This is a genomic window from Aquimarina atlantica (assembly GCF_000626715.1).
GTDB lineage: Bacteria > Bacteroidota > Bacteroidia > Flavobacteriales > Flavobacteriaceae > Aquimarina > Aquimarina atlantica.
This window is the reverse complement of the sequence record NZ_AQRA01000006.1, coordinates 287,538-310,128: the sequence shown is the minus strand read 5'-3', so window position 1 is coordinate 310,128 and position 22,591 is coordinate 287,538. Positions and strand designations below refer to the sequence as shown.

At 32.0% G+C, this 22,591-nt stretch carries 21 protein-coding genes; all 21 read right to left on the bottom strand.

Features of this window, described 5'->3' with window-relative positions; translation table 11 throughout:
* Window positions 1–48: 48 nt before the first annotated feature.
* The 21 genes from ATO12_RS14980 to ATO12_RS14880 all read right to left on the bottom strand — a co-directional run bounded on the left by ATO12_RS14980 (window position 49) and on the right by ATO12_RS14880 (window position 22,435).
* Window positions 49–525: a hypothetical protein gene (locus ATO12_RS14980; protein WP_034243010.1), complete on the bottom strand. Its 477-nt coding sequence runs from the start codon at window positions 523–525 to the stop codon at window positions 49–51.
* Between the two features lie 452 nt (window positions 526–977).
* Window positions 978–2,207: a DUF3999 family protein gene (locus ATO12_RS14975; protein WP_034243008.1), complete on the bottom strand. Its 1,230-nt coding sequence runs from the start codon at window positions 2,205–2,207 to the stop codon at window positions 978–980.
* 97 nt (window positions 2,208–2,304) lie between these two features.
* The gene (locus tag ATO12_RS14970; protein WP_034243005.1) at window positions 2,305–4,692 is read right to left on the bottom strand and encodes a DUF2339 domain-containing protein; all 2,388 of its coding nucleotides are present in this window, start codon (window positions 4,690–4,692) and stop codon (window positions 2,305–2,307) included.
* A 366-nt stretch (window positions 4,693–5,058) separates the two neighbouring features.
* Window positions 5,059–6,336, bottom strand: a complete 1,278-nt coding sequence (locus tag ATO12_RS14965) for an RNA polymerase sigma factor (protein ID WP_051575858.1) — start codon at window positions 6,334–6,336, stop codon at window positions 5,059–5,061.
* 5 nt (window positions 6,337–6,341) lie between these two features.
* Window positions 6,342–6,686, bottom strand: a complete 345-nt coding sequence (locus ATO12_RS14960; protein WP_034243002.1) for a YciI family protein — start codon at window positions 6,684–6,686, stop codon at window positions 6,342–6,344.
* 28 nt (window positions 6,687–6,714) lie between these two features.
* Entirely contained in the window at window positions 6,715–7,059 is a 345-nt protein-coding gene (locus tag ATO12_RS14955; RefSeq protein ID WP_034242999.1) for a YciI family protein, read from the bottom strand.
* 270 nt (window positions 7,060–7,329) lie between these two features.
* The gene (locus tag ATO12_RS14950) at window positions 7,330–7,713 is read right to left on the bottom strand and encodes a hypothetical protein (RefSeq protein WP_034242996.1); all 384 of its coding nucleotides are present in this window, start codon (window positions 7,711–7,713) and stop codon (window positions 7,330–7,332) included.
* Window positions 7,714–7,858: 145 nt separating this feature from the next.
* Window positions 7,859–8,245: a hypothetical protein gene (locus ATO12_RS14945; protein ID WP_131248842.1), complete on the bottom strand. Its 387-nt coding sequence runs from the start codon at window positions 8,243–8,245 to the stop codon at window positions 7,859–7,861.
* A 411-nt stretch (window positions 8,246–8,656) separates the two neighbouring features.
* Window positions 8,657–9,136, bottom strand: coding sequence for a DUF1203 domain-containing protein (locus ATO12_RS14940; protein WP_034242985.1), 480 nt, complete (start codon window positions 9,134–9,136; stop codon window positions 8,657–8,659).
* Between the two features lie 112 nt (window positions 9,137–9,248).
* Complete coding sequence (locus tag ATO12_RS14935; protein WP_034242982.1) at window positions 9,249–10,094, bottom strand: bifunctional helix-turn-helix domain-containing protein/methylated-DNA--[protein]-cysteine S-methyltransferase; 846 nt, start codon at window positions 10,092–10,094, stop codon at window positions 9,249–9,251.
* A gap of 134 nt (window positions 10,095–10,228) precedes the next feature.
* Window positions 10,229–11,476 carry a DUF3570 domain-containing protein gene (locus ATO12_RS14930; RefSeq protein WP_034242980.1) on the bottom strand — a complete coding sequence of 416 codons (1,248 nt, stop codon included), beginning with the start codon at window positions 11,474–11,476 and terminating at the stop codon, window positions 10,229–10,231.
* A gap of 68 nt (window positions 11,477–11,544) precedes the next feature.
* Window positions 11,545–11,757 (bottom strand): DUF4266 domain-containing protein, encoded by a 213-nt coding sequence (locus ATO12_RS14925; RefSeq protein WP_034242978.1) that lies wholly within the window; start codon window positions 11,755–11,757, stop codon window positions 11,545–11,547.
* A 25-nt stretch (window positions 11,758–11,782) separates the two neighbouring features.
* Window positions 11,783–12,763, bottom strand: coding sequence for an FAD:protein FMN transferase (locus tag ATO12_RS14920; protein ID WP_240486141.1), 981 nt, complete (start codon window positions 12,761–12,763; stop codon window positions 11,783–11,785).
* A gap of 4 nt (window positions 12,764–12,767) precedes the next feature.
* Window positions 12,768–13,208, bottom strand: coding sequence for a thioredoxin family protein (locus ATO12_RS14915; protein WP_034242973.1), 441 nt, complete (start codon window positions 13,206–13,208; stop codon window positions 12,768–12,770).
* A 688-nt stretch (window positions 13,209–13,896) separates the two neighbouring features.
* The gene (locus ATO12_RS14910; RefSeq protein ID WP_034242970.1) at window positions 13,897–14,400 is read right to left on the bottom strand and encodes a ferritin; all 504 of its coding nucleotides are present in this window, start codon (window positions 14,398–14,400) and stop codon (window positions 13,897–13,899) included.
* A 182-nt stretch (window positions 14,401–14,582) separates the two neighbouring features.
* Complete coding sequence (locus ATO12_RS14905; RefSeq protein WP_034242968.1) at window positions 14,583–15,095, bottom strand: PAS domain-containing protein; 513 nt, start codon at window positions 15,093–15,095, stop codon at window positions 14,583–14,585.
* 42 nt (window positions 15,096–15,137) lie between these two features.
* On the bottom strand, window positions 15,138–17,612 hold the full coding sequence (locus ATO12_RS14900) for a TonB-dependent receptor domain-containing protein (RefSeq protein ID WP_034242965.1): 2,475 nt from the start codon (window positions 17,610–17,612) through the stop codon (window positions 15,138–15,140).
* Window positions 17,593–18,954, bottom strand: coding sequence for an HTTM domain-containing protein (locus ATO12_RS14895; RefSeq protein ID WP_034242964.1), 1,362 nt, complete (start codon window positions 18,952–18,954; stop codon window positions 17,593–17,595). Before ATO12_RS14895 ends, ATO12_RS14900 begins: the two co-directional genes overlap by 20 nt.
* Before the next feature lie 16 nt (window positions 18,955–18,970).
* A complete protein-coding gene (locus tag ATO12_RS14890) occupies window positions 18,971–20,092 on the bottom strand; it encodes an imelysin family protein (protein ID WP_034242963.1) in 1,122 nt (373 codons plus the stop codon).
* Window positions 20,093–20,198: 106 nt separating this feature from the next.
* Window positions 20,199–21,419 carry a DUF4856 domain-containing protein gene (locus ATO12_RS14885; RefSeq protein ID WP_034242962.1) on the bottom strand — a complete coding sequence of 407 codons (1,221 nt, stop codon included), beginning with the start codon at window positions 21,417–21,419 and terminating at the stop codon, window positions 20,199–20,201.
* A gap of 149 nt (window positions 21,420–21,568) precedes the next feature.
* Window positions 21,569–22,435, bottom strand: a complete 867-nt coding sequence (locus ATO12_RS14880) for a hydroxymethylglutaryl-CoA lyase (RefSeq protein WP_034242961.1) — start codon at window positions 22,433–22,435, stop codon at window positions 21,569–21,571.
* Window positions 22,436–22,591: the final 156 nt, after the last annotated feature.

Sequence of the window (22,591 nt, the reverse complement as noted above, 5' to 3'; positions counted from 1 at the left end):
GAGAAATAGATGTTGTTGAGAGAAGGTTATGGGTTATATCCTCGCTTCTTAGCTTTTTAGTTGTTTTCCGTAGTCACAATCATTTGCTAATCCTTTTGAATAGCTGGTTCTTGTATTTAGATCCATAACAAGATATACTTTTTTCTTTATGAATATGGTTACATACTCTTCTTGCCAACGTATTTTTATATCTTTCTTTTTAAGATTTTTAACATAACTATATCGATTAGCATATAAGGCTGGTAATGGTGCATCTCTTCTTTCCCGAATGTTCTTATACAATTTTACATCAGAAAATCTCGGATCAATTACTGCACATAGAAAGCCATCAAAATCAATATCTTCTTTATCTGTACTCAAGAGATATGCCCAAACTGAATAATCTTCTTCTTCGATCATCAAGGTTCTGCCAGAATTAGTATGCGTATCAGTCATAAAAATTTTGGAAGTACTCGTTTCATGCTTCTTTTCTTTAGTATTTACACTAAATAATCCATCAAAAATAGATAGTAATTCAATTTTCATTTACAAGTTTTCTTTTTGGAGTCCATAAGCTAAAGCTTATTATATTGGACGTAATCTTACCATAGCAGATAAGATGTAGAGTTTTTATTTATTTCTTATTCATTTTCCGACTTTGTATTACACTAAGACATATCCACACAGGATACTAATTCTTAAACTATGAAACGGTAGCTGATCAAGTCTATATTTTATAGGACTAAAAACTTTATTATCATATGTGTAATACTGCTAACCTAAGTATTTATTTTTAAAGATATTTACGGTTTTCCTCAACAGCAATCACTCCCCTGTTAAAGCACTGCATCTCAAAATAATACCCATAAGAACTCGAAAAAAAGATTTTAAAAAAATAGAAGTATAAATCGCATAAACCCAAATGAAGTACTTTTCGTAGGTTTTTCTTATCATTCTGACAAAAAAGCTTCTTATTATTCAGAAAAAAAATATGCTTTTTATTTTTTCTTCATCATAGATAATGTAAATCCCCCTAACAACAGGATTACAATACCCATAATACCCCATAGCCAGATCTTATTAGCAAATAAAGGTTTTGTTGCAGAAGATTTTTGGTGACCAATAGTTGACTGTGCTTCAGGAAATAGTGTTGTCATATCATCTGGAATTTTGGTCGATACATAATTAAGATCATATGAAGGCTTTTTCATTTTATCATTTCCATAAACCAAATAATACGTTCCCGGATTTGTAAAACGCGTAACAAGTTCGTGTTGATATCCTTTAACGATGACTTTATTTATCTTTAAAGGTTGATTATCATGATTATCAATCACTATTCTAAATTTTTGAGCAATTGTACTCGTATTGGTAAATACATTATCTTCTATAGAATTAAGTACTCCAGAACTAAGCTCTCTATACCGGGGTTTCCAAATGCTTTGCTGGGTTTGTACACTATCTGTTACATACCGAATAGATATAGGACGATAATAATCAAAAGTTTCTTGTACTTCGACACCAATATAGCTTACAGGAACTGGAGTTTTAAGATTTAGATCGATAATTGTTTTTTTGGTTCCCTTAGGATTCTGAATATTTAGTTTTTCTATATCATATTCTTTGTAATTTGCCTTTTTAACTTCGTATCTGGTTACATTAGCCGATTGTAAAACTGGTTTTTTAGTATTTTTTATCAGTATCCTGAAATAGTGGTACTGCGCATTAAGAAATCGTACTGTAGTGAATTGATAATCTGTAAGTTCATTTTTTATAGAAAGTATACGATAGTCTTCTTTTATGGTATACCATTCTTTACGGTCCTGAGTTCCTTCTAAGGTAATTAACCAATCAAAATTAGATTGCTCAAAATCCAAATGAATCTGATTAATGGGTTGTTTTGTTGGGATTTCTAGTGTAATATATGTTCCTTTCTCATTAAACGAGGTATTTAAGATGGTAAAAGGTATTTTATTAAAAGATTTTTTTTCTGTTTTTAATCGTAAAAGATAAGGTGCTTCTATGGTATCTTTCTTGTTTGTGATTCCGAAAACTCTAATATCAGATAGATTTGGTGAAACTTTACTAAACATTTCATCGGGTAGACTAATAGCATGCCAGGTGTCTGTTATCTCTGGCAATATACTTCTATAAGCATATTGATCTATCTGGGCATAAGCTCCAAAGCTAATCAACAGTACCAAGAATTTTATAATTTTCTTTTCCATGAGTTTACATCTTTTTAATTATCCCTAATTAAGAACGCATATGATTATGACATTCTCACTTTACAGGTTTTATATATATTCTTTTACAAATAACTTTTTAAAGTTGATTACTATTGGTTTCGTCTGCAATAATATGTTTGTATTTATTGTATAAAAATGAAATAATCAAAAGAAGCACTCCTAACGCTAAGAATACAATAGTTTTGGCAATGGTTTCCATATGTGAAATATCATAGAAGAATAACTTTATAAGTGTAATTCCGAATACTATAATTGCTAAGATTCGTAGATATTTCTTTCGCTTCCATATTCCTAAAACAATGAGTAATAATGCGTAAACACCCCATAAAATACTTAAGCCAAGTTTATACGTTTCTGTATACCCCAACAAGTCTAACCAATGTATTAATTCGCTGCTCACTATCCAGATTAATGTACAATGTAGTATAATTTCAAAAGCAACTTTAAAAGTTCTACCCAGAAATTCTTGCCGTACATACTTATAAAAAGTAAATAGTAAACCGGCTACAAATACAAAAGAAATATATCGTATCCCGATATGAGAAAAAGCTGTTGTACTAAATTCTGTTCCTTTTAATTCTAAATAACTGTCTCTAAACTCGCTTAACAAGTATAATCCTCTGGTTAAAAACACAAAAAGAGCTAACCATATAAAACTAAGAGTGATATACCCAAAAACATTATTTTTAATTTTTTTGATATTCACAAAAGCCAAAATAATTAGAAACAACATACTATAATTAATGAGCCATATAGCTTTAAAATTTCTGGTGTCTGATAATATTGTATACTGTTCTGTACTATTAATATTTTGGGAAATGTAGTGGTGATCTAGATCTTGATACACCTGGCTCCAATAACTATCTATTTCTATCCAAAATGTAAAGTAGGTAGTACATACCAATAGTAATGCCAGACCTATGGTAAGCATTGTGTACAACCAGGGTTGTTTTGGCCAGGGAAAAGATAGTTTCTCTTTACGATGTGTGATATAGATAAATGCAAAAGACACAATACACAATATTGATGTCATAAGATAAATATTAAACACTGGCATTAGCCTGGTTTCTGGTAGTGTTGGGCTATATCTATAGTACACCACGATCCAATCATGCAAAAGGCTAAAAAAAGTTAAGGCCCACAGTGGATATGAGAGCATTTCGTATATCGGTACTTTTTTGGTTCGCCCGATCCAAAATAACAATGCTGCTTCTCCTGCCCATAGCAGTGTAACCCAATTTCCGTCTAGTTGTACAGGAAATGCAATTGTAATAAAAATCAAAACCATTCCAGATACAAAATAAAACAGGTTACGATCAGCTAGTTTTAATCTATACACAATAACGCTTACTACAAAATGAATCACAGCATTCGCTAATGTAAATACGCCTAATAAATCTTTACCGTATTCGTGATTGCTTAGCATCGAAAATCCAATGCCATAAAAGATAAACGAATTAGATAATTGCAGAATTACATCAACAGTTTTAAAGCTTTCTTTTTTTCTGAGTTTGTACACCAAAAACATAAGATAGAATGTGATAAAAAAGATAGTAAGAAATATAAAACCAAGGGCAAAATGTTCTTCTATTGTGTATTTATCGGCATACCATGACATAAAAATGATCCAGGTGAGCAAAAAAGATGAAAAATAAAGGGGTTTCCAGTATTTTTTGATGGCAATAATAAGAATACCTATATTAATAATTGCCATATAACTAAACAGAATAACTACTCTACCCGATCCGTCACTTAATAAAAAAGGAACTGCATAGGCTCCTACAAGTCCTATATGAGCTATAATTTGCTTATTATATTGTATTGCTGCAAAAACGGTAAATGCCGTAAATAATAACATAAGAACAAATGTCAAAGTCTGCGGAATCAAGCCGTATAAGTCGTATGCTAAAAAGGTAATAAAATATAAAATAGCCATGGCGCCACTAACCAGTACGGCACTAAAGTTTTTATATTTTTTCTTTAGTTTCATACCAATTCCTAAAAGTCCTAATCCTGTTAAATATCCTAGTATAATCCTGGTTAATGGTCCTATTAAATCATGTTCTATGGTATATTTTGCACCAATAGCAACACCAATGATAATAATCACAATACCTATTTTATTGATTAAGTTTTCTCCAATAAATTTCTCAAGATTAGATTTCTTTTTAGGTATACTGGTTTTGGCAATAACAGGTTTTTCTTCTTTTACTAGCGCTGGTTGTACAGCCTCTGACTTAACAGGAGAAGGTGATTCTTTGATACTTTCTTTTGTAACTTCTGCTATAGGCGAAACAGGAATTGGATTTTCTGTTTTTATATCGGACTGGTTGGTCGATGCTGTTTTTAGTTTATATATCTCATCTTTGAGGTCTTGTATTTGAGTTGAGAAATCTTGTTGTCTTTTCAGTAGGATCTCGAGCTTTTCTAAAAGCTGATGTATCTGATCTTGGTTATTTCCCATATTACAATATTATTATATTTACCTAATACTAAGTATTCCTCAAAGCTCCTATAAATTAAGATACTACAAAATATAATAAGGTTACATTTAGCACTATATCCTTACTTCTAAGAGTACATACTACTCACTATATAAATTAAAAATCTGCTTCTTTTTAAAATCTATTTTTTCTCTGTTTAGTTTTTCAAAACCATATAAAGTATGTACAGTTTGAATAATAAAACAAATATCTATAATACCTGCAATTTATAGAACACTGTTTCCCGTGAAAAGTATTATTTATTTCGCATAGAATTACAGAATAAAAAAACATTTATTCTGAAAAGGTAAAAAGATTTTCTGAAACACCGTTATCATAACCAGTTTTCAATTCGATATACGAGCAATTTTATCTTTTAGAAACTGTCTTTCTTGTTTGGACTGAGTGAGTTCTATTGCTTTTTGGTAATATGTTGTAGCTGTGTTATTATCTTCTAATCGTTGGTAGATTTCGCCTAAAGTTGCATGATACAGGTAATATTTTTCGAGTAACTTGTCGTTCTTTACACTTTCGAGTGCTGCTATTGCTTCTTTTGGACCTTTGAGTTCTAGGATAACCAGACATCGATTTAAAAAAACAATAGGATCATTAGCAATCTTTAATAAGAGTTCATAATATTCTAATATCATTGTCCAGTTTGTATCTGCATATTGCTTTGCACAGCAATGTTGATATGCTATTGCAGCTTCGAGGTGATATGTAGAGAGCTCGCCTCCAAAAGCAGCCTTATTAAGATATTGTTCTCCAGATCGTATTAATTCTGCATCCCATGTTGTACGATCCTGTTTAGAAAGCAAAATAAGCCTTCCTTCTTCTGTTAGTCTACTATTAATTCTAGAGGCATGAAAACACATTAACCCCATCAAAGCATAAACCTCGGGTAATTGTGTACGTTTTTCGGATAAAAGAGACCTACATAGAAACATTGCTTGACTAATTAGATCTTTGCGAATCAATTGATCAGAATGAGTAGAATTATATCCTTCATTAAACATGAGATAGATTGCACTAAGTACCGTTTTGGTTCTAAGATTAATTTCATTAATCGTAGGAATTACAGGACGTATCTTATGTTTTCTGAAATATTCTTTGGTTCTATACAATCTCTTAGAAATAGTATCTTCACTGGTAAGAAAAGATCTTGCAACTTCTTTGGTACTAAATCCACATAATGCTTTTAGGATAAATGTAATTTGATTTTCTTGTGAGATATCGGGGTGACAGCACGCATACATCATTCCCAGAAAATCATCTTTTATATGTTGCTCCTGCCAGTAAGTATCCATCGTAGTAGTTAGCGTATACCCAGAAGTTAAAAGTTGTTTTTCGGGATCAGAAAAATCAATAATACTACTATGCTTATTGCGCCTGATAATATCTATAGCTTTATTTTTGGCTGTGCGATATAACCATGCTCTTGGATTATCCGGCATTCCTCTATATTTCCAGGTTTCTAGAGCTTTAACCAGAGCATCCTGTACTACATCTTCTGCTAATTCTATATTTTCGGTACCGAATATTTTAATCAATACAGCAACCATCTTTCCAGATTCTTGTCTAAAAAGATGGTTTAATGTACGATCTATGTGATCTCTATTTTCCAAAAAAATTATTCCATTGGGCTTATTTCTCGTACTTCGACACTGCATCCATACTCAAAGCTTGGGCAATCTTTAGCTATTTGTGCAGCATGATCCAGAGAATCTGCTTTAATTAGCAAGTACCCTCCAACTAGTTCTTTTCCTTCTGCTAATGGGCGATCTGTTATTTTTTTACCTCCTTCAGTAAGTGTTTTAGCTTCACTCATTAAGGGCTGGCCACCAATAAGTTGTTCTGATTTTGCTAAACCACCCATCCATTGTTGCCAATGCTCCATATGTTGTTGCATTTCTTCAGGAGAGTTATTACTATACTTATCTTCTCCTCCTCTAATAATAAACATAAATTCTTTCATTACTGTATTTTTTAAATGTTCTTTTATCTTAACTTTCTGGCCACACTTCTCGTACTTCTACATAAGAATCCCATTGTAATGCTGGGCAATCTTTTGCCATTTCGGTAGCTTCTCCTAAGTTGTTTGCTTTAATAACCAAATATCCTCCAACCAATTCTTTTCCTTCTGTTAATGGTCTATCTGTGACTTTGGTTCCTCCCGGATGAATTGTGTTTCCGTGTGAATATAATCGCTCACCGCCAACAAATTTTTCTTGCTGAGCCATCTCACCTATCCATTTTTGCCATTCCTGCATATGTTTTTGTTGTTCTTCTGGAGATTTAGAATCCCATACTTCGTTATCTCCTCTAAAAAGAAACATAAATTCTTTCATTTGTCTGTTTTTTTAAGTGGTTTATTTATTTTTTACACTACTATGACGAACACTTTTTTGATTTTTGGACAAACAATATAATTTTTTTGACAAAAATATTCTCTGGTATCAAAGCAACCTATATAGTTTTATATTGTTTTTCGATAAATAACGCCTATCTACATACTAAAAAATCAAGAATCATTGTTAAAAAGACAGCGGGTGTATTAAAATACACCCGCTGTCTTTTTTATAGAATTTTGTTACAATGTTGTTTTCTTTAAAAAATTCTTATTCTTTATTAGATCTATTGTATATTATTTTTTCTTTGTTTTTATAGAGAACCAATGTATTTTCAGTTACTTCATAATTCATGCATTCTGAATCATCAATACATATTTTGCGGTTTTTTACATCTACAGTCCACTTCTTTTTAGTTGTCTTTGTTTTTGATTTTTCTACAAATAGATTACTCAACTTAAACATGATAACTGTATCGGGATCATCTTCTTTTACCCATATCCCTATCAATTCTTTGTCTATAACCTGATCAATTACAATCTCTTCAGGTTCTAACGTTTGATTTTGCTGTACAGGCTTTGTCTTAAAACTCATTAGCATTGCAGCTAATATTACAGTAGTAAAAATTACAGATATAGATTGGGGTCTTTTCATAATTCAATTTTTTAATAAAATAAAGATATAAATTTAATGTTTTTTTGGTAATCTACAGTTTTGAGATTTTTTAATGCTCGAAAAGGTGATAAAATTATCAATTCTTTTATCTCAATCACAAATTTTATACCATTACTATATTACATTATTCTTTAGATCTTGCATAGTGGAGTTTCATTTCATTCATAGTAATCACCAGCATATCTTTTCTTAATACATATTCTAAACACTTTTCTGTACCTCCTTCTACCGACGTCGCTTTTAAGCACAATTTACTATCTTTTAATAACCAATATCTTTTTAGAGGTTCTCCTAAGGATTTTTCAATAACAGTTCCATCCGACCTCAATTCTATATAAGTATTAGGATCACCATCCATTACCCATTTTCCTATTAATTCTTTTGGTCCTCCCTGATATATACCAGTGCTCTCTTTTTCGACCACACTCTTCTGGTTTTCTGGACTATTTTTAAAACTACTCAATGTTAGCATAGCTATACTAACCATAGTAAGAATGAATTTGGACTGCATAATTTGGGCGTTTAGGTAGGATAAATTTAACGTTTTTTTTGGTTTTATTCCTAATACTATGTTATTAAATATCTTTCTACACATGCGATAAACGCAATACAATTGATGTAAAACAACACAATTTACAAGAATCCTTGTTCTAATTTCATTATCATTTGGGTTTTTGTTATTAAGGTATTTTCAAAAATTTTGCACATATTCTACTTATCTATTTTTTAGCTAAAACTTTAAAAACTGTTAATAGAAAATTAATTGGGGTAGGGTATTATTCTCTATAAGCGTTTTATTATAAAAACGCCCATAACTTATCTATTAACGTAAATGGCTAAAAGGGAACACATAAGGATAGTGTTCCCTTTTTTATTTATAAAAAATGAAAGTCATTCTAGATATTTTTGGAGTTTCTAAAAGTTATACTCTTTCTATTTTACATATAAAACAACCTGCTTCAGCATTTCTAGCATGTAAATATGCTATGTCATTGCGGTTATGAAATATTTCTGGAATCAAAAGATCTACATCATCATCACCTACCAATTTTGTAAACACCATATTTTGTTTTGTAGTATATCCAATTAATGATAAAGGAAAATTTTGTTTATCTGCTTTGATTTCTGGGGGAAATTGATGGTCATTTTTATAAGGTTCGACTTCTTTTTTGTGAACAAAAATAGGTCCCGGTTGATTAAATGCATTTTTAATTTCAAAAGGACTATGGCTAATTAATAACCGGGTATCTTTTCCTGGATTAAACTTTTTTAGAGAAATACGACAAGGTCCATAACCAGTAGCTATTTGTTCAATAATAGGATTATCAAAATCATCTACTTTTGTTTCTTTGATTCGTGATACATATTCTTTTGTTAACGGGACAATCTTAAATTTTTTCATATGTTCGTTTTATGATTTAGTTCAGATGATGTAGTAGAAAAATTTATTACATCATTTTGATGTAGCAAAATTGATAAGAATTTAAAACGTAAAACACCCGAATCTTGCTTAGTTATGAATTAATTTTTGCAGCTTCCCAGCCAATTATAGCCGTCTTGCGTGTACTGCCCCAATGGTATTGTCCTAAATCGCCAGTAGATTGGATTACCCGATGACAAGGAATTAAAAACGCAACAGGATTACTCCCTATTGCTGTTCCTACAGCCCTGGATGCTTTAGGTTTATGAATATGATTGGCTATGGTTCCATAGGTTGTTAATCCTCCCTTTGGAATCTTGAGTAATGTTTCCCAAACTTTTAATTGAAAATCAGTTCCCTTAAGGTGCAATTTTATCTGACTTAATTTTCTCCAATCTTTAGTAAAGATAAATAGAGCATTTTGTTGAGATCTATCTACAATTTGGGTAAACTTTGCTTTCGGAAAACGTTGTTGTAATGCGGTAAATGCATTATCATCATCTGCAAATGTCATGTGACAAATACCTTTTGAGGTTGAAGCTACCAGCATTTTACCAAATGGGCTTTCGGCATAACTATAATTGATGTCTAGATTCTGCCCACCATTTTTGTATTCTCCGGGTGTCATTCCTTCTATTTTTATGAAAAGATCGTGTAATCTTCCTGTTCCAGAGAGTCCGGTCTCGTATGCTGCGTCAAACAAAGTGGTTTGCTGATCTTTTAAAATATTTTTTGCATACTCTAAACTAGTGTACTGCAAAAATTTTTTAGGGCTTACTCCCACCCAATCTGTAAAGAGTCTTTGGAAATGAAAAGGGCTAATGTGTACCTTTTCTGCAATCTCATCTAAGTTAGGCTGATCTTTAAAATTTTGCTTAATATACGTTATCGCCTCTGCAATACGATTGTAATGAAACTGATTTTGCTCACTTATCTTCATAATACTTTAATTTTAAAAACAGTATAAAAGTATATAGCTCTAAGTGGTATTAAAACCCAGAACTTGCTTATTTCAACACAGAATAAAAATAATAGTTGTATATAGTTAGAAAAATTATGCGATAATAAACTGATTTAATCCATTATAAAACTAAGTCCTCCTGAAAATAAATTAGAACTAAGTCCAGAGTTACGTTCATATTGTCTAAACCGAAGATCAATACTTTTTAAACCAAGTTTCCAGATATGGAATTTTGTAAAAATATCGGTATAACTAATACCAAAACCATATTGATTTGCATCAAAATCAGACAAATCATAATCCGAGGTATAGAATTGTTGCGTAGACAAGTGTTGGTTAAATGGTGCAAAGTAATCTGCTTTTGTTTGTGTATAAAAACGATATGAAGGATACAGTGTAAATTTATCGGTGATCTTAATGGGTATTTCTATGCTTGCGGTATGTGAATTAATCCCCCAATCATCTGTATAATATCTATAAAATGTTCGTATTGTAAAAATCTCGTTAATATAATAATGTAATCTTCCTCCTGCAGCTATTTTAAACCTGGAATCAGGCAATCTTTCTACATCATCACCATATGTAAATTCTTCAATAATTACATCGGCCACATCTGCAAATTGTACGCGCTGAAACGGTGTTGACAAAAGACCTTCCTGCTGAATAAAATCTAATGAAAGAGATCCCTGTAACCTTTTAGACAAAATTTGTGAAAACCCTAATCCTACAGAATACGAATTACGAGATTCATCATCAAACTTCGTAAATGTAGGCTGATCCCTTAATTCTGAAGGATATATTGCTTTCCATGTATCTAGAAACACATTGGCTTTTATACTTAATTCTGTATTTTTTTCATTAAAAAGTCTTGAATAACTACCGCCAAAGCCTATAGAAAAATAATCATACTCGGTTGCGACCGCAACATTGGCAGACCACACACTATTTCGATCATCGCTACTATGACTATAACTTCCTGATATTGTTGTTAACACATCCTTTTTTGATGCTCCTGAAGAGGCTACAAAAGGGTTTGCCGCACCATTACCATCAAAAGGATTAACATTACTAGAAGAAGCCGATGAATATGCAGATATTCCTGCATCTATAGTTAATACATCATCATCATTTAGTGGGATAGACACTACTATTGTAGGTGTAATATCTGTGAGTTCTTCTGTACCCACACCTCCTGTAACTGCTGCATTATCACCATCCTGAGTATAATAACTCATCAAAAAGTCGACTTCTGCAGATTCTAATACTCTTTTTTTGTAGGTTGTTGTATCATCTTGTTGTTGCTCCTGTGCGGTTACAATCCCTATAGATAATAATGCTATTATTAATGAAATTTTTCTCAAAAGATCTTTACTTTATAAAAGTTTCTAGTATGTTTTTCAAATTCTTTAGCTAAGAAAAGTGTTATCTCTTAATTACAACCACATCCTCCACCTGTTTTACCTCCATTTGCTCCAGCTGCAGCTTCTCTATAGGCTTGAAAATTAGTTTCAAAACGATCAATTTTTTTGAGTGCCAGCTCCATATCAGGATCATTGATTTGTACTTTTTCGTATTCTTTTACAGCTACACATGAGTTAAGAGAAAGTACTAGTACTAAAAGTATTGGTATCAACTTATTCATAAAGTACGTTTTATAAGAATTATTGTTATTTATTATCTATCTTAATATGATCAGAGGTATGAATATTTCCCTGATCATCAATTATAATACATTCAATCCCTTTTAATTGATTGATTCTATTTAATCCAGTCTCAATTCCCATCACAAAAACAGAAGTTGCCAATGCATCTGCCAATTCAGCTTTTGGAGCAAAAACTGTAGCGCTTACAATACCAGTAGATGGATATCCTGTTCTGGGATCGATGATATGAGAATACCGTTTACCATCTAAAATTACATATTTTTCATAATTACCAGAAGTCACTACCGCTTTTTCTACTACTGGTAATAGTGCAAATGCATTATTTTTATTCAAAGGATTGGTAATTGCAACTTTCCACTCACTCCCATCGGGTTGTTTCCCCCAGGTATTCATATCTCCAGAAGCATTTATGATTCCGGCTTTTACTCCTTTACTTATTAAGAGGTTTTTGGCTTTATCTGCTGCATATCCTTTACCAATAGCACCAAATCCTATCTTCATCCCTTTTTGGGTTAGAAATACTGTAGATTTCTTTTTATCCAAAATAATATACGAATACCCTACACGCGCAACTGATGCTTTAATTTCTTCCTCAGAGGGCATTTCTTTCATACTATTATCAAATTTCCAGATTCGATCCATTGAGGCATAGCTAATATCAAATGCGCCATCTGTTAATTTAGAAATCTGAATAGCTCTAAATATTAGGTCGAAAAGTTCTGCATCAACTTTCACGGGTTTAATCCCTGCATTGTCATTAATTAGAGAAGTTTGGGAATTTTTGTCCCACGAAGAAATCAATTTTTCGATTCTCTGAATTTCTTCGACAGCAATATTGATGTATTGATTAGCAGTTGTCTTATCTTTTTCGACAACGGTAATATCAAAACGACTTCCCATTAGTTTTAGGGTACGCTTATATATTTGCTGCGAAAAACTACTACTTATAGTAGCCAGAAATAAAAGGGTAATGAAAAATCTCAAAATATTATTTAGTCATTGTACTTAGCATTTCTAAGTATGCATTTGGTGTTACTTTTTTATAACCAATTTCTCCAAGTTTTTTGCCATTCTTATCTAAAACAACGACCAATGGAAAACCTCCACTTTTATTATACTTTTCTGCCAATGCATTATTCTGATGTTGCAAAGCTTCGGGTAATTGGTTTTTTTTCTTACGTGGAAAATCGGCTTTTAATAATACGTAATGTTTTTTGGCATCCCCTTGAAATTCTTCAGTATGCAAAATCTGTTTCTCTAATTTAATACATGGTGCACACCAATCCGAACCGGCAAATACCAAAATTATATTTTTATCATTTTCCTGTGCAATTCTTTTTGCTTCCTCAAAATTGGTTAGCCATTCCTGAGCACTTACCCAATTAATTCCCAAAAATACTAGGAATACAACTACAATAATCTTTTTCACACGTTTAAATTTTAGTAATTATTTGACAGTAAATTAATTATAAAATTGAGAACGTATGTAAACACTTCGTTCTCTCGTTAAGAATTTTAAACATTTCCTTTTGTGAAGTAATGTTTAAATTTCTTAATGTTCGTTTCATATCAATGTAAATCTACCTTATAGTAACTATTCAAATTGTTAATTAGTACTTAAAATTAGTTTGAAGGCTATAATACGTACTAAGTCTAAATAATTATTATTAAAAGAACAATTTTTATACCGAACAAGACTATGTACTTATTCTTATGCACTACAACCTTTAATCGGGTTTCTATTTATAATACAGGTATATAAAGAAACACCCTACATTAAATCGTTATTTTTTTACAAAAAAGCGGAAACACCTATGGGTATTTCCGCTTTCGAGAATGGATTAATATCCAATATATATTATAGAATCCTTTAAACTAAAGTTTAGGACATCTTTTGCAGTTGGATTTTCCTTTCTTTTTATATTTTTTACAACATTTTTTCTTTTTCCCTCCACAGGCTATTTCACAATTGACAGCCGGACAAGGAGAATATAATGATGGAGTACCTGAACTTTGCACTGATATAATCTTTATTGAATCTAAATAAAGCACAAAAATATAAAAAAAAGATTCCAAAAAAAGGAATCTCTATTTTATCTTTAATAACTTATTAACAATCAATTAGCTTGTTCGGGTGCTTGAAAAGTATTGATATCTCTATCAAATAAATAATGACCAGACTTATCGTCGCCAATAATTTTAAGTTTGTCTAATAATGTTCGTGCAGTAGCCTCTTCTTCTAACTGTTCTGCTACATACCATTGCATAAAGTTATGTACATTATAATCTTTATGCTTTAGACACTCATATATAACATTATTAATTTTTTCTGTAACAAATTCTTCGCTTTCTAAAAATGTTTCAAAAAGCTCCATCAACGATTTAAAATCATCCCTGGGTTTATCTACTGCAGGAATAACAGCATTACCACTTCGTTCATTAATAAACTTAACCAACTTGGTCATATGTACTCGTTCTTCTTCTGATTGCGTATAAAAAAAATCTGCAATACCGTTATATCCTCGAGTATCTGCCCAGCAAGCCATCGAAAGATATTGAGCAGAAGCTTTTGCTTCGTATTTTATTTGATCATTTAATAGTTGTTCTATTTCTGGTATCATGTTTTGATATTATGTTTAACTAAATAACTAAAGTACGTAATTTATTACTTTTTAAAGTGCAGTATTAAGTTGTTTTATACAATGTAATCCTATATATCATCTCATATTTTCGTAGTACTATAAAAATATTGGTATACATAATTAGTAATGAAGAAACAACTGGCACTACTTCTATTTAAAGATTATGCTGCTTTCTCAAAAGCAATATAATTTACTAATTTACCATGTTTATCCCTAACCGGAAATCCTTTAATTTGACATAGATATGGGGTTTTATCTTTTTTATAGTTTACAATCGACACTTCAAAAGGAGTCTCACTATCTATAGCACTTCTTATTTTTGCAGATGTCTTAGCACATGTATCTTCACCCTGAAATATCTTTGGCGAATTGCCAATAACCTCATTAGGTGAATATCCACTTAGCTTTTGAATATTTTGCGAAGCGTATACAATTTTAAGACTAGGATTGGTGATCACAATAACAGATTGTTCTTGAATAAATTCTTGAGAATAGTCTCTTGTAAAATTCCAGTTTTTAGTAATTTTCTTTAATGTATTAAGATCTTCTTTAAAGCTTTCTAATACAGAAAGATGTTCTCCATAAAACTCCCATGAAATTAATGGCAATACACGATTAGGTGTTTTCTCGTAATACTTTGCCACCATGTTATCATATGCAAAAAACTCATTCATAACAATTTCATTTTAATACTTTACTACACTTAAGTTATTTCCTTACCATTTAAACTGTAAAGTTGTATACCAGGTTAAAGGTTCTGAAGGTATAATTCCTGGGCCAGGATAACCGGTCGCTCTTCTCGTAAAATAAAGGCTATCTAAAACATTGTTTATCCCTGTTTCCAGTTTAAATTTCTTATATCGATAAGAAACTGAAAAATCAAGGATGTGGTACGATGGGATTTCGCCAATAATACCATTACGGCTATCACTAGGTGTTGCAACTGGTGCGTTGGAAACATCTGTAAACTGTTCTGATAAATAAGTAAACTGTGTATTAGCCAGAAAGTTTTTATAACCAAATTTTAATCCAGTCTTTAAATTCACTGCTGGAATAAATTCGACTTTATTACCTTGTACTCCTGCTTCTTCAGACTCTATATATTCTGATTCTGTAAAAGATGCATTAACAAACCAATTACATCTAAAATCTGAATTTCCTTCATAAAATGTATTAAGAATATTCCAATCCATAAAAGTCTCTAATCCGTAGATAAGCGCTTTTCCTATATTCTTTCTAACTCTATTTGCTCTATCGTCAAATACGATCCCAATACGATCATCATAAAGCAATCCAAAACCCCCAATATCGTAAGACAGTTTATTCCCTCCTATTTTTCCTCTAACTCCAAAATCGGCAGTAAAACCTTCTTCATCAGAAATATCGGGATCAATAACAAAAGTTGGGCTTACTACCCGAATATCACTAAAAGTCACCGATCTATAATTCTGAGATAAATTGGCATATGCCTCTAAATGGGTATTTGGTTTGTAACTAGCTCCAATACCAAAAAGTAAAAATGAGCGATCCAAAGTTCTGTTATCTTCCCGAGTAGTATTAGAAATAGGGTTTCCCGCCAGATCAAAATTAATCCGATTATAACTCCCTTCACTTTCGGTTTTAATATATTCGAATCTAAATCCCGGAGTTACCGAAAAACTATCAGAAATATTAAAAATATTCTCTCCAAATAGTGCAACATTAAGGTTAGGAAAATCAAAATCAGATTGGTTTGGGTAATCAGGAAATGCTTGCGAAGCAAAGTTAAAATTTGCATTAGTCCCAATACTTCCCGGACCTTGCCTAGAGTCGTTATTAGCCTGGTAATATTTTGAACCTATTAAAAAGACGGATTCTTTACCAAACAAATTATATCTGTTTAATAGTCTGGCTTCTGCACCCCAGTTTCTAAAGTTACCAACAATCAAATCACGCGGAAAAGCAAAATTACCATTTGCATCTGTCTCATCTACATCTGTGATAGGGTTTGAGTTTAGCACGAAAGGATTTCCTCTAAAACCTACTGCTTTTCGAGAAGCATCAAGACCAAAAAGGTTTAAACTAAAATCGGTCTTATCAGAAAACTTATGTTCTAATTTTAGGGAGAATAATTTCCAGTTTACATCAAACCAATTTCTGGTTCGATTGCTAAACTCTGGATTTTCATTAAATTGAGTATCGGTTAGTCCTCCCGGTTGTTGCGCCAGATAATCAAGATATGTGGCTTCAAAAGTTAGTTTTGTTCTATCGGTAAAAGCATACCCAATATTTGCATAAAAGTTTTTAGAATCAAATTCAGAATTTGGCCTATACCCATCACCTTTTTTATAATTAAAATAAGTGTAATAACTAAACTTGCCTAAAGTACCACTAATACTATTAAAACTTGTAAATAAATTAAATGACCCTAATGATTGTCTGGATATGAGTTCTATTTTTTTATTAGGGTTGGGTTGCTTCATTTTAAAATTGATGAGTCCTCCAAACTGGGTTCCATATTGTAACGAAGCAGCCCCACGAACAACTTGTATTTCACTCAAAGCTTCTGCAGGAGGAGTATAATAACTCTCGGGGTATCCTAAAACATCTGCACTTATATCGTAGCCATTCTGTTTTATATTAAAATTAGCAGATCGGTTTGGATCTAATCCCCTTCCTCCGATATTAAGTTGAAGACCTGCATCACTGTTCTCGTATATATTTAATCCAACGACCTGAGCATAAATCTGTCTAGAATTATTTGAAGCCAAATTACCAACTGTCTGATCTACTAAAACCACTTCGCTTTTTTTACCTGCAAAAATTGCAGTTCCTTCTACAGGTCTAAGTTGTTTGAGTCCAAAAATCTTTTCCTTTCGTTGTGTGATCAAAACTTCAGATAGTTCTTCTCCAAGAGGTTTCAACACAAAATCTTTTGATGAATCTCCTTCAATCTTTATGCGTTGATCCAAAATTTCAAAATCAAAACTAAAAATAGTAATCAGATATTCTCCTTCTGATACATCTGCAAATTTAAATTGACCATCGGTATTTGTAATGGTCTGCTGACCATTGGTTCTGTTATATACTTCTGCATTTGCAATGGGTTGATTGTCCAGACTTGTTACTGTACCCTTAAATTGATATTGCCCAAAAACTGAGCTTATTGTTAATAATGTTCCGAAAAATATACTATAATCCCTTAATTTCATCCTTAAATGGAATAATCCAATTTTTATGTTTAAATGACTCTTTTTGTTTTCCCAAATCCACTGTTGGATCTATATATTGAGTACTTAATCTACCATTAAGTGCTACATAGCTCTCAACAAATACTTGTATGTTTTGATGCCCTTGATTTTCAAAATGTTGCTTTAGATAATGAGCATATTGTAATATAAAATCAGGTTGTGATGCCATTTGTTTTTGTTGAAAAGCGGTAAGAAAATCGTCGTTATCTACATAAAATCGCTTTTTGGTTACACTATCAACAATTTTAAAATTAGCATAGCCTGCTTTTTCGATTAACATTACCCTCCACGAAAACCGAAACCCTTCTTCTGTCCAGAATAATTCTCCCGGGTATAATATATATCTAAACGGTAGAAATAACTGAATCGCAAAGAATATGGTTATAGCGGTTAAAAGGACTTTATTTTTCTCGGGATAAAATTGTAATGCTGTATTGGTATCAAATTGTAGCTTGTTTATTTTAAATACTTTAGAAATAAAATCTAATATCTTATGATGGAGACTAGCATCAAAAAATATTAATGTACTTACAATCATGATATAAGGAAACATTCCTATAGGAAAGAGAACTCTGGTTAAAACATGAAAGATAACCACCAAAATAAAAGCAAAAGGTCTCGTTTTTCTATATAATAACAATAGTGGGATTGTAAGGTCATAAATAGCTCCCGAATAACTAAACAGATAATGCATCCATTCTTTTTGCATCAAATCTCCTAAAAGAGGTACACTGTATTTAGAAGGTAACCATATTTTAAGAGGCATTGCTTTTACCAACCAATCAGAATTAAGTTTTGCCAAACCTGCATAAAAATACACAATCCCCAAAAGTAATTTGATAACATCAATTGTCCAGTTAGGAATTAATTGATAAGAAATTCTTTTCTGTTTTGCATCTAATGCATAATATCGATTTGCAGGTAAAAAAATCATTACAAAACTAAGTAGACTAATAAAATAGTAATGATTAAGATATGTTGTCTTATCCATCAGTTCTATATATGTGAAACTGATAAAAAAAGTAACTATTGCGATTCTATATTTAAAACCAAGAGTTATAAAGATTGTAGAAATCCCACATATGGCAAAAATAATGTAGGTATAAACCCCTATAGGTTTTACCCATTCGAAACCGTAATATGAGAAAAAAAACTTAGGTTGAATGTATAGTTTATCAATCCATCCATAGCTCCAAAAACGAATAATACTAATCAGCATCATTACTCCAAAAAAAATACGAAAGACTGCAAGTGGTGCAGCCTCCGTTGTTTTTTTCAGATATTCGTTAAGTTTAAAAGTCATCTAACAATATATGCTATTAATCTCCATCGGCATCAACAAAATCCACTCGTATAGACATTGCAGAGAGCATATCCACCTTAAGAAAAACTACATTTTTCTGTAATTCATCATAGGTTTGTGTCATTAAAGTATTGTTGGTACGAACCTGAGATGATAGATCGTCAGCCAGACTAGATGCTTTTGTTCTTGCAGTATTAAATTGGTTATTGATAAGCGTACTTAAATCTACACCATTTTTAATTGTATTTAAGAAATCTAAATACGTTTTTAAACTTTCTCCTGTAGTCGTACTGCCAAAATGTTTTCCGTTAAAAAAATCTTGTAACGCACTAAGGTTAGCATTAAAAAGTGCCTTAGATATATCTGCTTTATAAAAAGCCTCAACAGTAGTATCTAATGGAGAACCTGAGAATACACCTGCAGGTATTCCTATTTTGGCTGCACGTAAATGTTTTTCATAATGAAAAATAAAATCATTAGTCAATTTATCTAACGAACTTGTGGCAGAAGATCCACTATTACTTATAAAAGTACCTCTATAACTTCCTTTCCAATCGTTTAAAACCTGGCCGGTAAGGTCACTCATACGGTTTACCAAATCAGACAAATACTTTTTATAACCGGCAGCATTAGCATTGGTAGTATAAAACTCTACGATTCCTGTATCAGTACCTGATAATCCGTTCAAAAGATAATCTAACGCTCCAAATCCTTGTTCGTCCTGTTTTGTTACCGAAGTAAAATCATACGTCCCAGAAGTAATATTAGCTTCTATTTCTGCTACAGTAACAGGGTATACATTCATAAAATTTCGTAGCGAAAGTTCTTCTGCTTTTCCTATTTCAAACATACTAACCGATTGCCATGAGGTATATGCTTTTATCCAGGCATTTCGTAGTGCAACAAGATTTGCTGCATCGGTTGTAGCTATAAAAGTAGAGGTTGCCGTTTTTAAAGCAGTGATATCGGTAGAAAAACTTTCATATGAAGGTATAACTATATTATCTGCTATATTAGTTAATAACGCTTTTCGGTCAAAATTATCTGTAATATCGCCTGTATCATTCGAATCATCACTCGATGAGCAGCCCGCTATAAAAAATAACGTAACCAAAGCTAAAAATAATGATTTTTTCATCTTATTTTTATTTATTCTTAATAAATTTTTGCAAATGTAAAAAAAGAGGTTGGAAATGTTATAATTTCCAACCTCTTTTTTTAAACTTTATGAATTGTTTATTGTTCTAGCTACCTGCTTGTGCAACAGTAAAACTAAATTTACTTGCAATAGTTTCTGAAATTGATTGCAAAGTTGCCGGAGTTACATCCCAAAATCCATTAGTACCTCCCATTAACTGATCTATTAGTCCCTGAACCTCGGTTCTTGTTAAATAAGGAACATTACCTTGCGGTTTTCTTGTAAATTGTAAACTATATACAAATCCAAACCCTTCTGAAAGATCATGAAATGCACTAGCATAATCTACGGTAGAAGCTTCTAATGCAGTTTTTCCTTGTTGCAAATAATACACTGCTCTTATCGCAATAACCTGTGATATTTTTTCTCTAATAATAGCCGCTTGTGCATCACGTACATCGTATCTCTTTGCAACAATAGCTGCTCTACCCAACTTAAATGCATCAAATATTTCTTTTGCAATACCTGCAAAATCAGAATCTCCTTCTACTCTTCCTATATATTTATTTAAGAAACTATCGTCCTGACCTATAGTTTTATTCGGATCTGCTTTATCTTGAGAAGCTCCATATAGATAACCGTAGGCTTCATCCCATTTGTGTTCCATCGTAGTATAAGGCTTACCTTCTGCTACTACTCCATTATTATTATTTGCTATATTAGAAGCTTCATCCAAAACTAAAGTTCCTAAATAGTTATTTAAAGCCTGATCAGTCATTAAAGCACCTATCAAACTCTTTGCAAATGCCTGGTTTAATTCTAGTCCTTTTGTATTAACATATCTTTTAGAACCTCCTCCTGCTTCTTGAAGAACTCCTGCTACACCAGCCGAAGCATCTGTCGTCCAACTAGGAAAAACATCATCTACCTGGCTTTTTATCCAACTATCAAATTTATCCTTTATAGCTGCAGCATCTGTTGCGTTATCAGAAAAATAATCTCTTGATGCAGCCGTTTTACTTCTTACACTTTTACCAGATGCATTTAGACTAGCATCAGAAAAATCATTTGCTCCTTCTACATGAGCAAACATTGCATCCAAAATAGCTTCGGTACTTGTATTATCTTTTAATTTACTTACAATTTCTTCGGCCATTGCAATACGCGTAGTTTGACCACCAAAACTTACAGAGCTTTCATTATTACGTTCAAAAACGTAGGTTGAAGGTGCCACTACTTCTGTAGTAGAATCATCATCTGAAGAACAAGACCCTAAAATAAAGGTCCCTGATATACATACGATTTTTAGCAAATTTTTAATTTTCATTTCTTTTATTTAGACTTAATATCAATTACTTATAAGTCTGCAAATATATTCATCAAAATGAACTTCACAAAGTTTATTTATTCTAAATCTAAATTAATTTTAAATTTTAATACAGAAAAAAATTATTGTACTGATTATAAGCTTACTACCTAATGATACATAGAAAATATCTTGGTAGCCTCATTATGTGAAGATTCAAAACTTAGCGTTTTGATATTTGTTTCGGCATGTACTGTTGTAAAATATGAAATCATACGTTCGGTAGGCATATTACCTGTTAATTCGTCTTTTGCCATTGGGCATCCTCCAAACCCTTGAATAGCTCCATCAAAACGCCTGCATCCTGCTTTATATGCAGCATCAACTTTCTCAAACCAGGTCGTTGGTGTAGTATGTAAATGTGCTCCAAATTCAATCTCTGGATAGGCCGGAATTAAATTTGCAAACAAGTAATCAATAATTTCTGGCGTAGAAGTACCAACAGTATCTGATAATGAAAGTATCTTCACTCCCATCTTACTTAATTTCTCGGTCCACTCCCCTACTATTTCCACACTCCATGGATCTCCGTAAGGGTTACCAAATCCCATAGAAAGATAGGCCACTACTTTTTTATTTGCTTTATCTGCGATATGTAATATTTCTTGTAATGTAGCTACAGATTCTGCAATAGTCTTATGTGTATTTCTCATCTGGAAATTTTCTGAAATCGAGAAAGGATATCCCAAATAATCGATTGCTTCGTGCTGTACTGCATCATTAGCACCACGTACATTCGCAATAATAGCTAACAATTTGCTTCTGGTATCAGAAAGATCTAATTGTGATAAAACCTCTGCGGTGTCTACCATTTGTGGTATTGCTTTTGGTGAAACAAAACTCCCAAAATCTATGGTATCAAAACCACACCGTAACAATGACTGAATATACTGAACTTTTTTTTCGGTAGGAATGAATTCTTTTATACCCTGCATAGCATCTCGAGGGCATTCAATAATTTTTACGTTTTCGGTCATTTTAGAGTAGCAAACTAAGAAATATTCAATTGTGTGTATAAAAGTATGATTATTTTTTAAAATCTAAAGCGTTTCGACACGATTAGAAATCTCATTTAATTTTACCATTTTATAAAAACTCTGCAAAAAAAGGGGTTTACAAAAGAAAACATATTG

Bases quoted from the DNA above. Each gene is read 5' to 3' on its own strand.
- ATO12_RS14980 (WP_034243010.1), bottom strand. From the start codon at position 525: ATGAAAATTGAATTACTATCTATTTTTGATGGATTATTTAGTGTAAAT.
- ATO12_RS14975 (WP_034243008.1), bottom strand. From the start codon at position 2,207: ATGGAAAAGAAAATTATAAAATTCTTGGTACTGTTGATTAGCTTTGGA.
- ATO12_RS14970 (WP_034243005.1), bottom strand. From the start codon at position 4,692: ATGGGAAATAACCAAGATCAGATACATCAGCTTTTAGAAAAGCTCGAG.
- ATO12_RS14960 (WP_034243002.1), bottom strand. From the start codon at position 6,686: ATGAAAGAATTTATGTTTATTATTAGAGGAGGAGAAGATAAGTATAGT.
- ATO12_RS14955 (WP_034242999.1), bottom strand. From the start codon at position 7,059: ATGAAAGAATTTATGTTTCTTTTTAGAGGAGATAACGAAGTATGGGAT.
- ATO12_RS14950 (WP_034242996.1), bottom strand. From the start codon at position 7,713: ATGAAAAGACCCCAATCTATATCTGTAATTTTTACTACTGTAATATTA.
- ATO12_RS14945 (WP_131248842.1), bottom strand. From the start codon at position 8,245: ATGCAGTCCAAATTCATTCTTACTATGGTTAGTATAGCTATGCTAACA.
- ATO12_RS14940 (WP_034242985.1), bottom strand. From the start codon at position 9,136: ATGAAAAAATTTAAGATTGTCCCGTTAACAAAAGAATATGTATCACGA.
- ATO12_RS14935 (WP_034242982.1), bottom strand. From the start codon at position 10,094: ATGAAGATAAGTGAGCAAAATCAGTTTCATTACAATCGTATTGCAGAG.
- ATO12_RS14925 (WP_034242978.1), bottom strand. From the start codon at position 11,757: ATGAATAAGTTGATACCAATACTTTTAGTACTAGTACTTTCTCTTAAC.
- ATO12_RS14910 (WP_034242970.1), bottom strand. From the start codon at position 14,400: ATGATACCAGAAATAGAACAACTATTAAATGATCAAATAAAATACGAA.
- ATO12_RS14905 (WP_034242968.1), bottom strand. From the start codon at position 15,095: ATGAATGAGTTTTTTGCATATGATAACATGGTGGCAAAGTATTACGAG.
- ATO12_RS14900 (WP_034242965.1), bottom strand. From the start codon at position 17,612: ATGAAATTAAGGGATTATAGTATATTTTTCGGAACATTATTAACAATA.
- ATO12_RS14895 (WP_034242964.1), bottom strand. From the start codon at position 18,954: ATGACTTTTAAACTTAACGAATATCTGAAAAAAACAACGGAGGCTGCA.
- ATO12_RS14890 (WP_034242963.1), bottom strand. From the start codon at position 20,092: ATGAAAAAATCATTATTTTTAGCTTTGGTTACGTTATTTTTTATAGCG.
- ATO12_RS14885 (WP_034242962.1), bottom strand. From the start codon at position 21,419: ATGAAAATTAAAAATTTGCTAAAAATCGTATGTATATCAGGGACCTTT.
- ATO12_RS14880 (WP_034242961.1), bottom strand. From the start codon at position 22,435: ATGACCGAAAACGTAAAAATTATTGAATGCCCTCGAGATGCTATGCAG.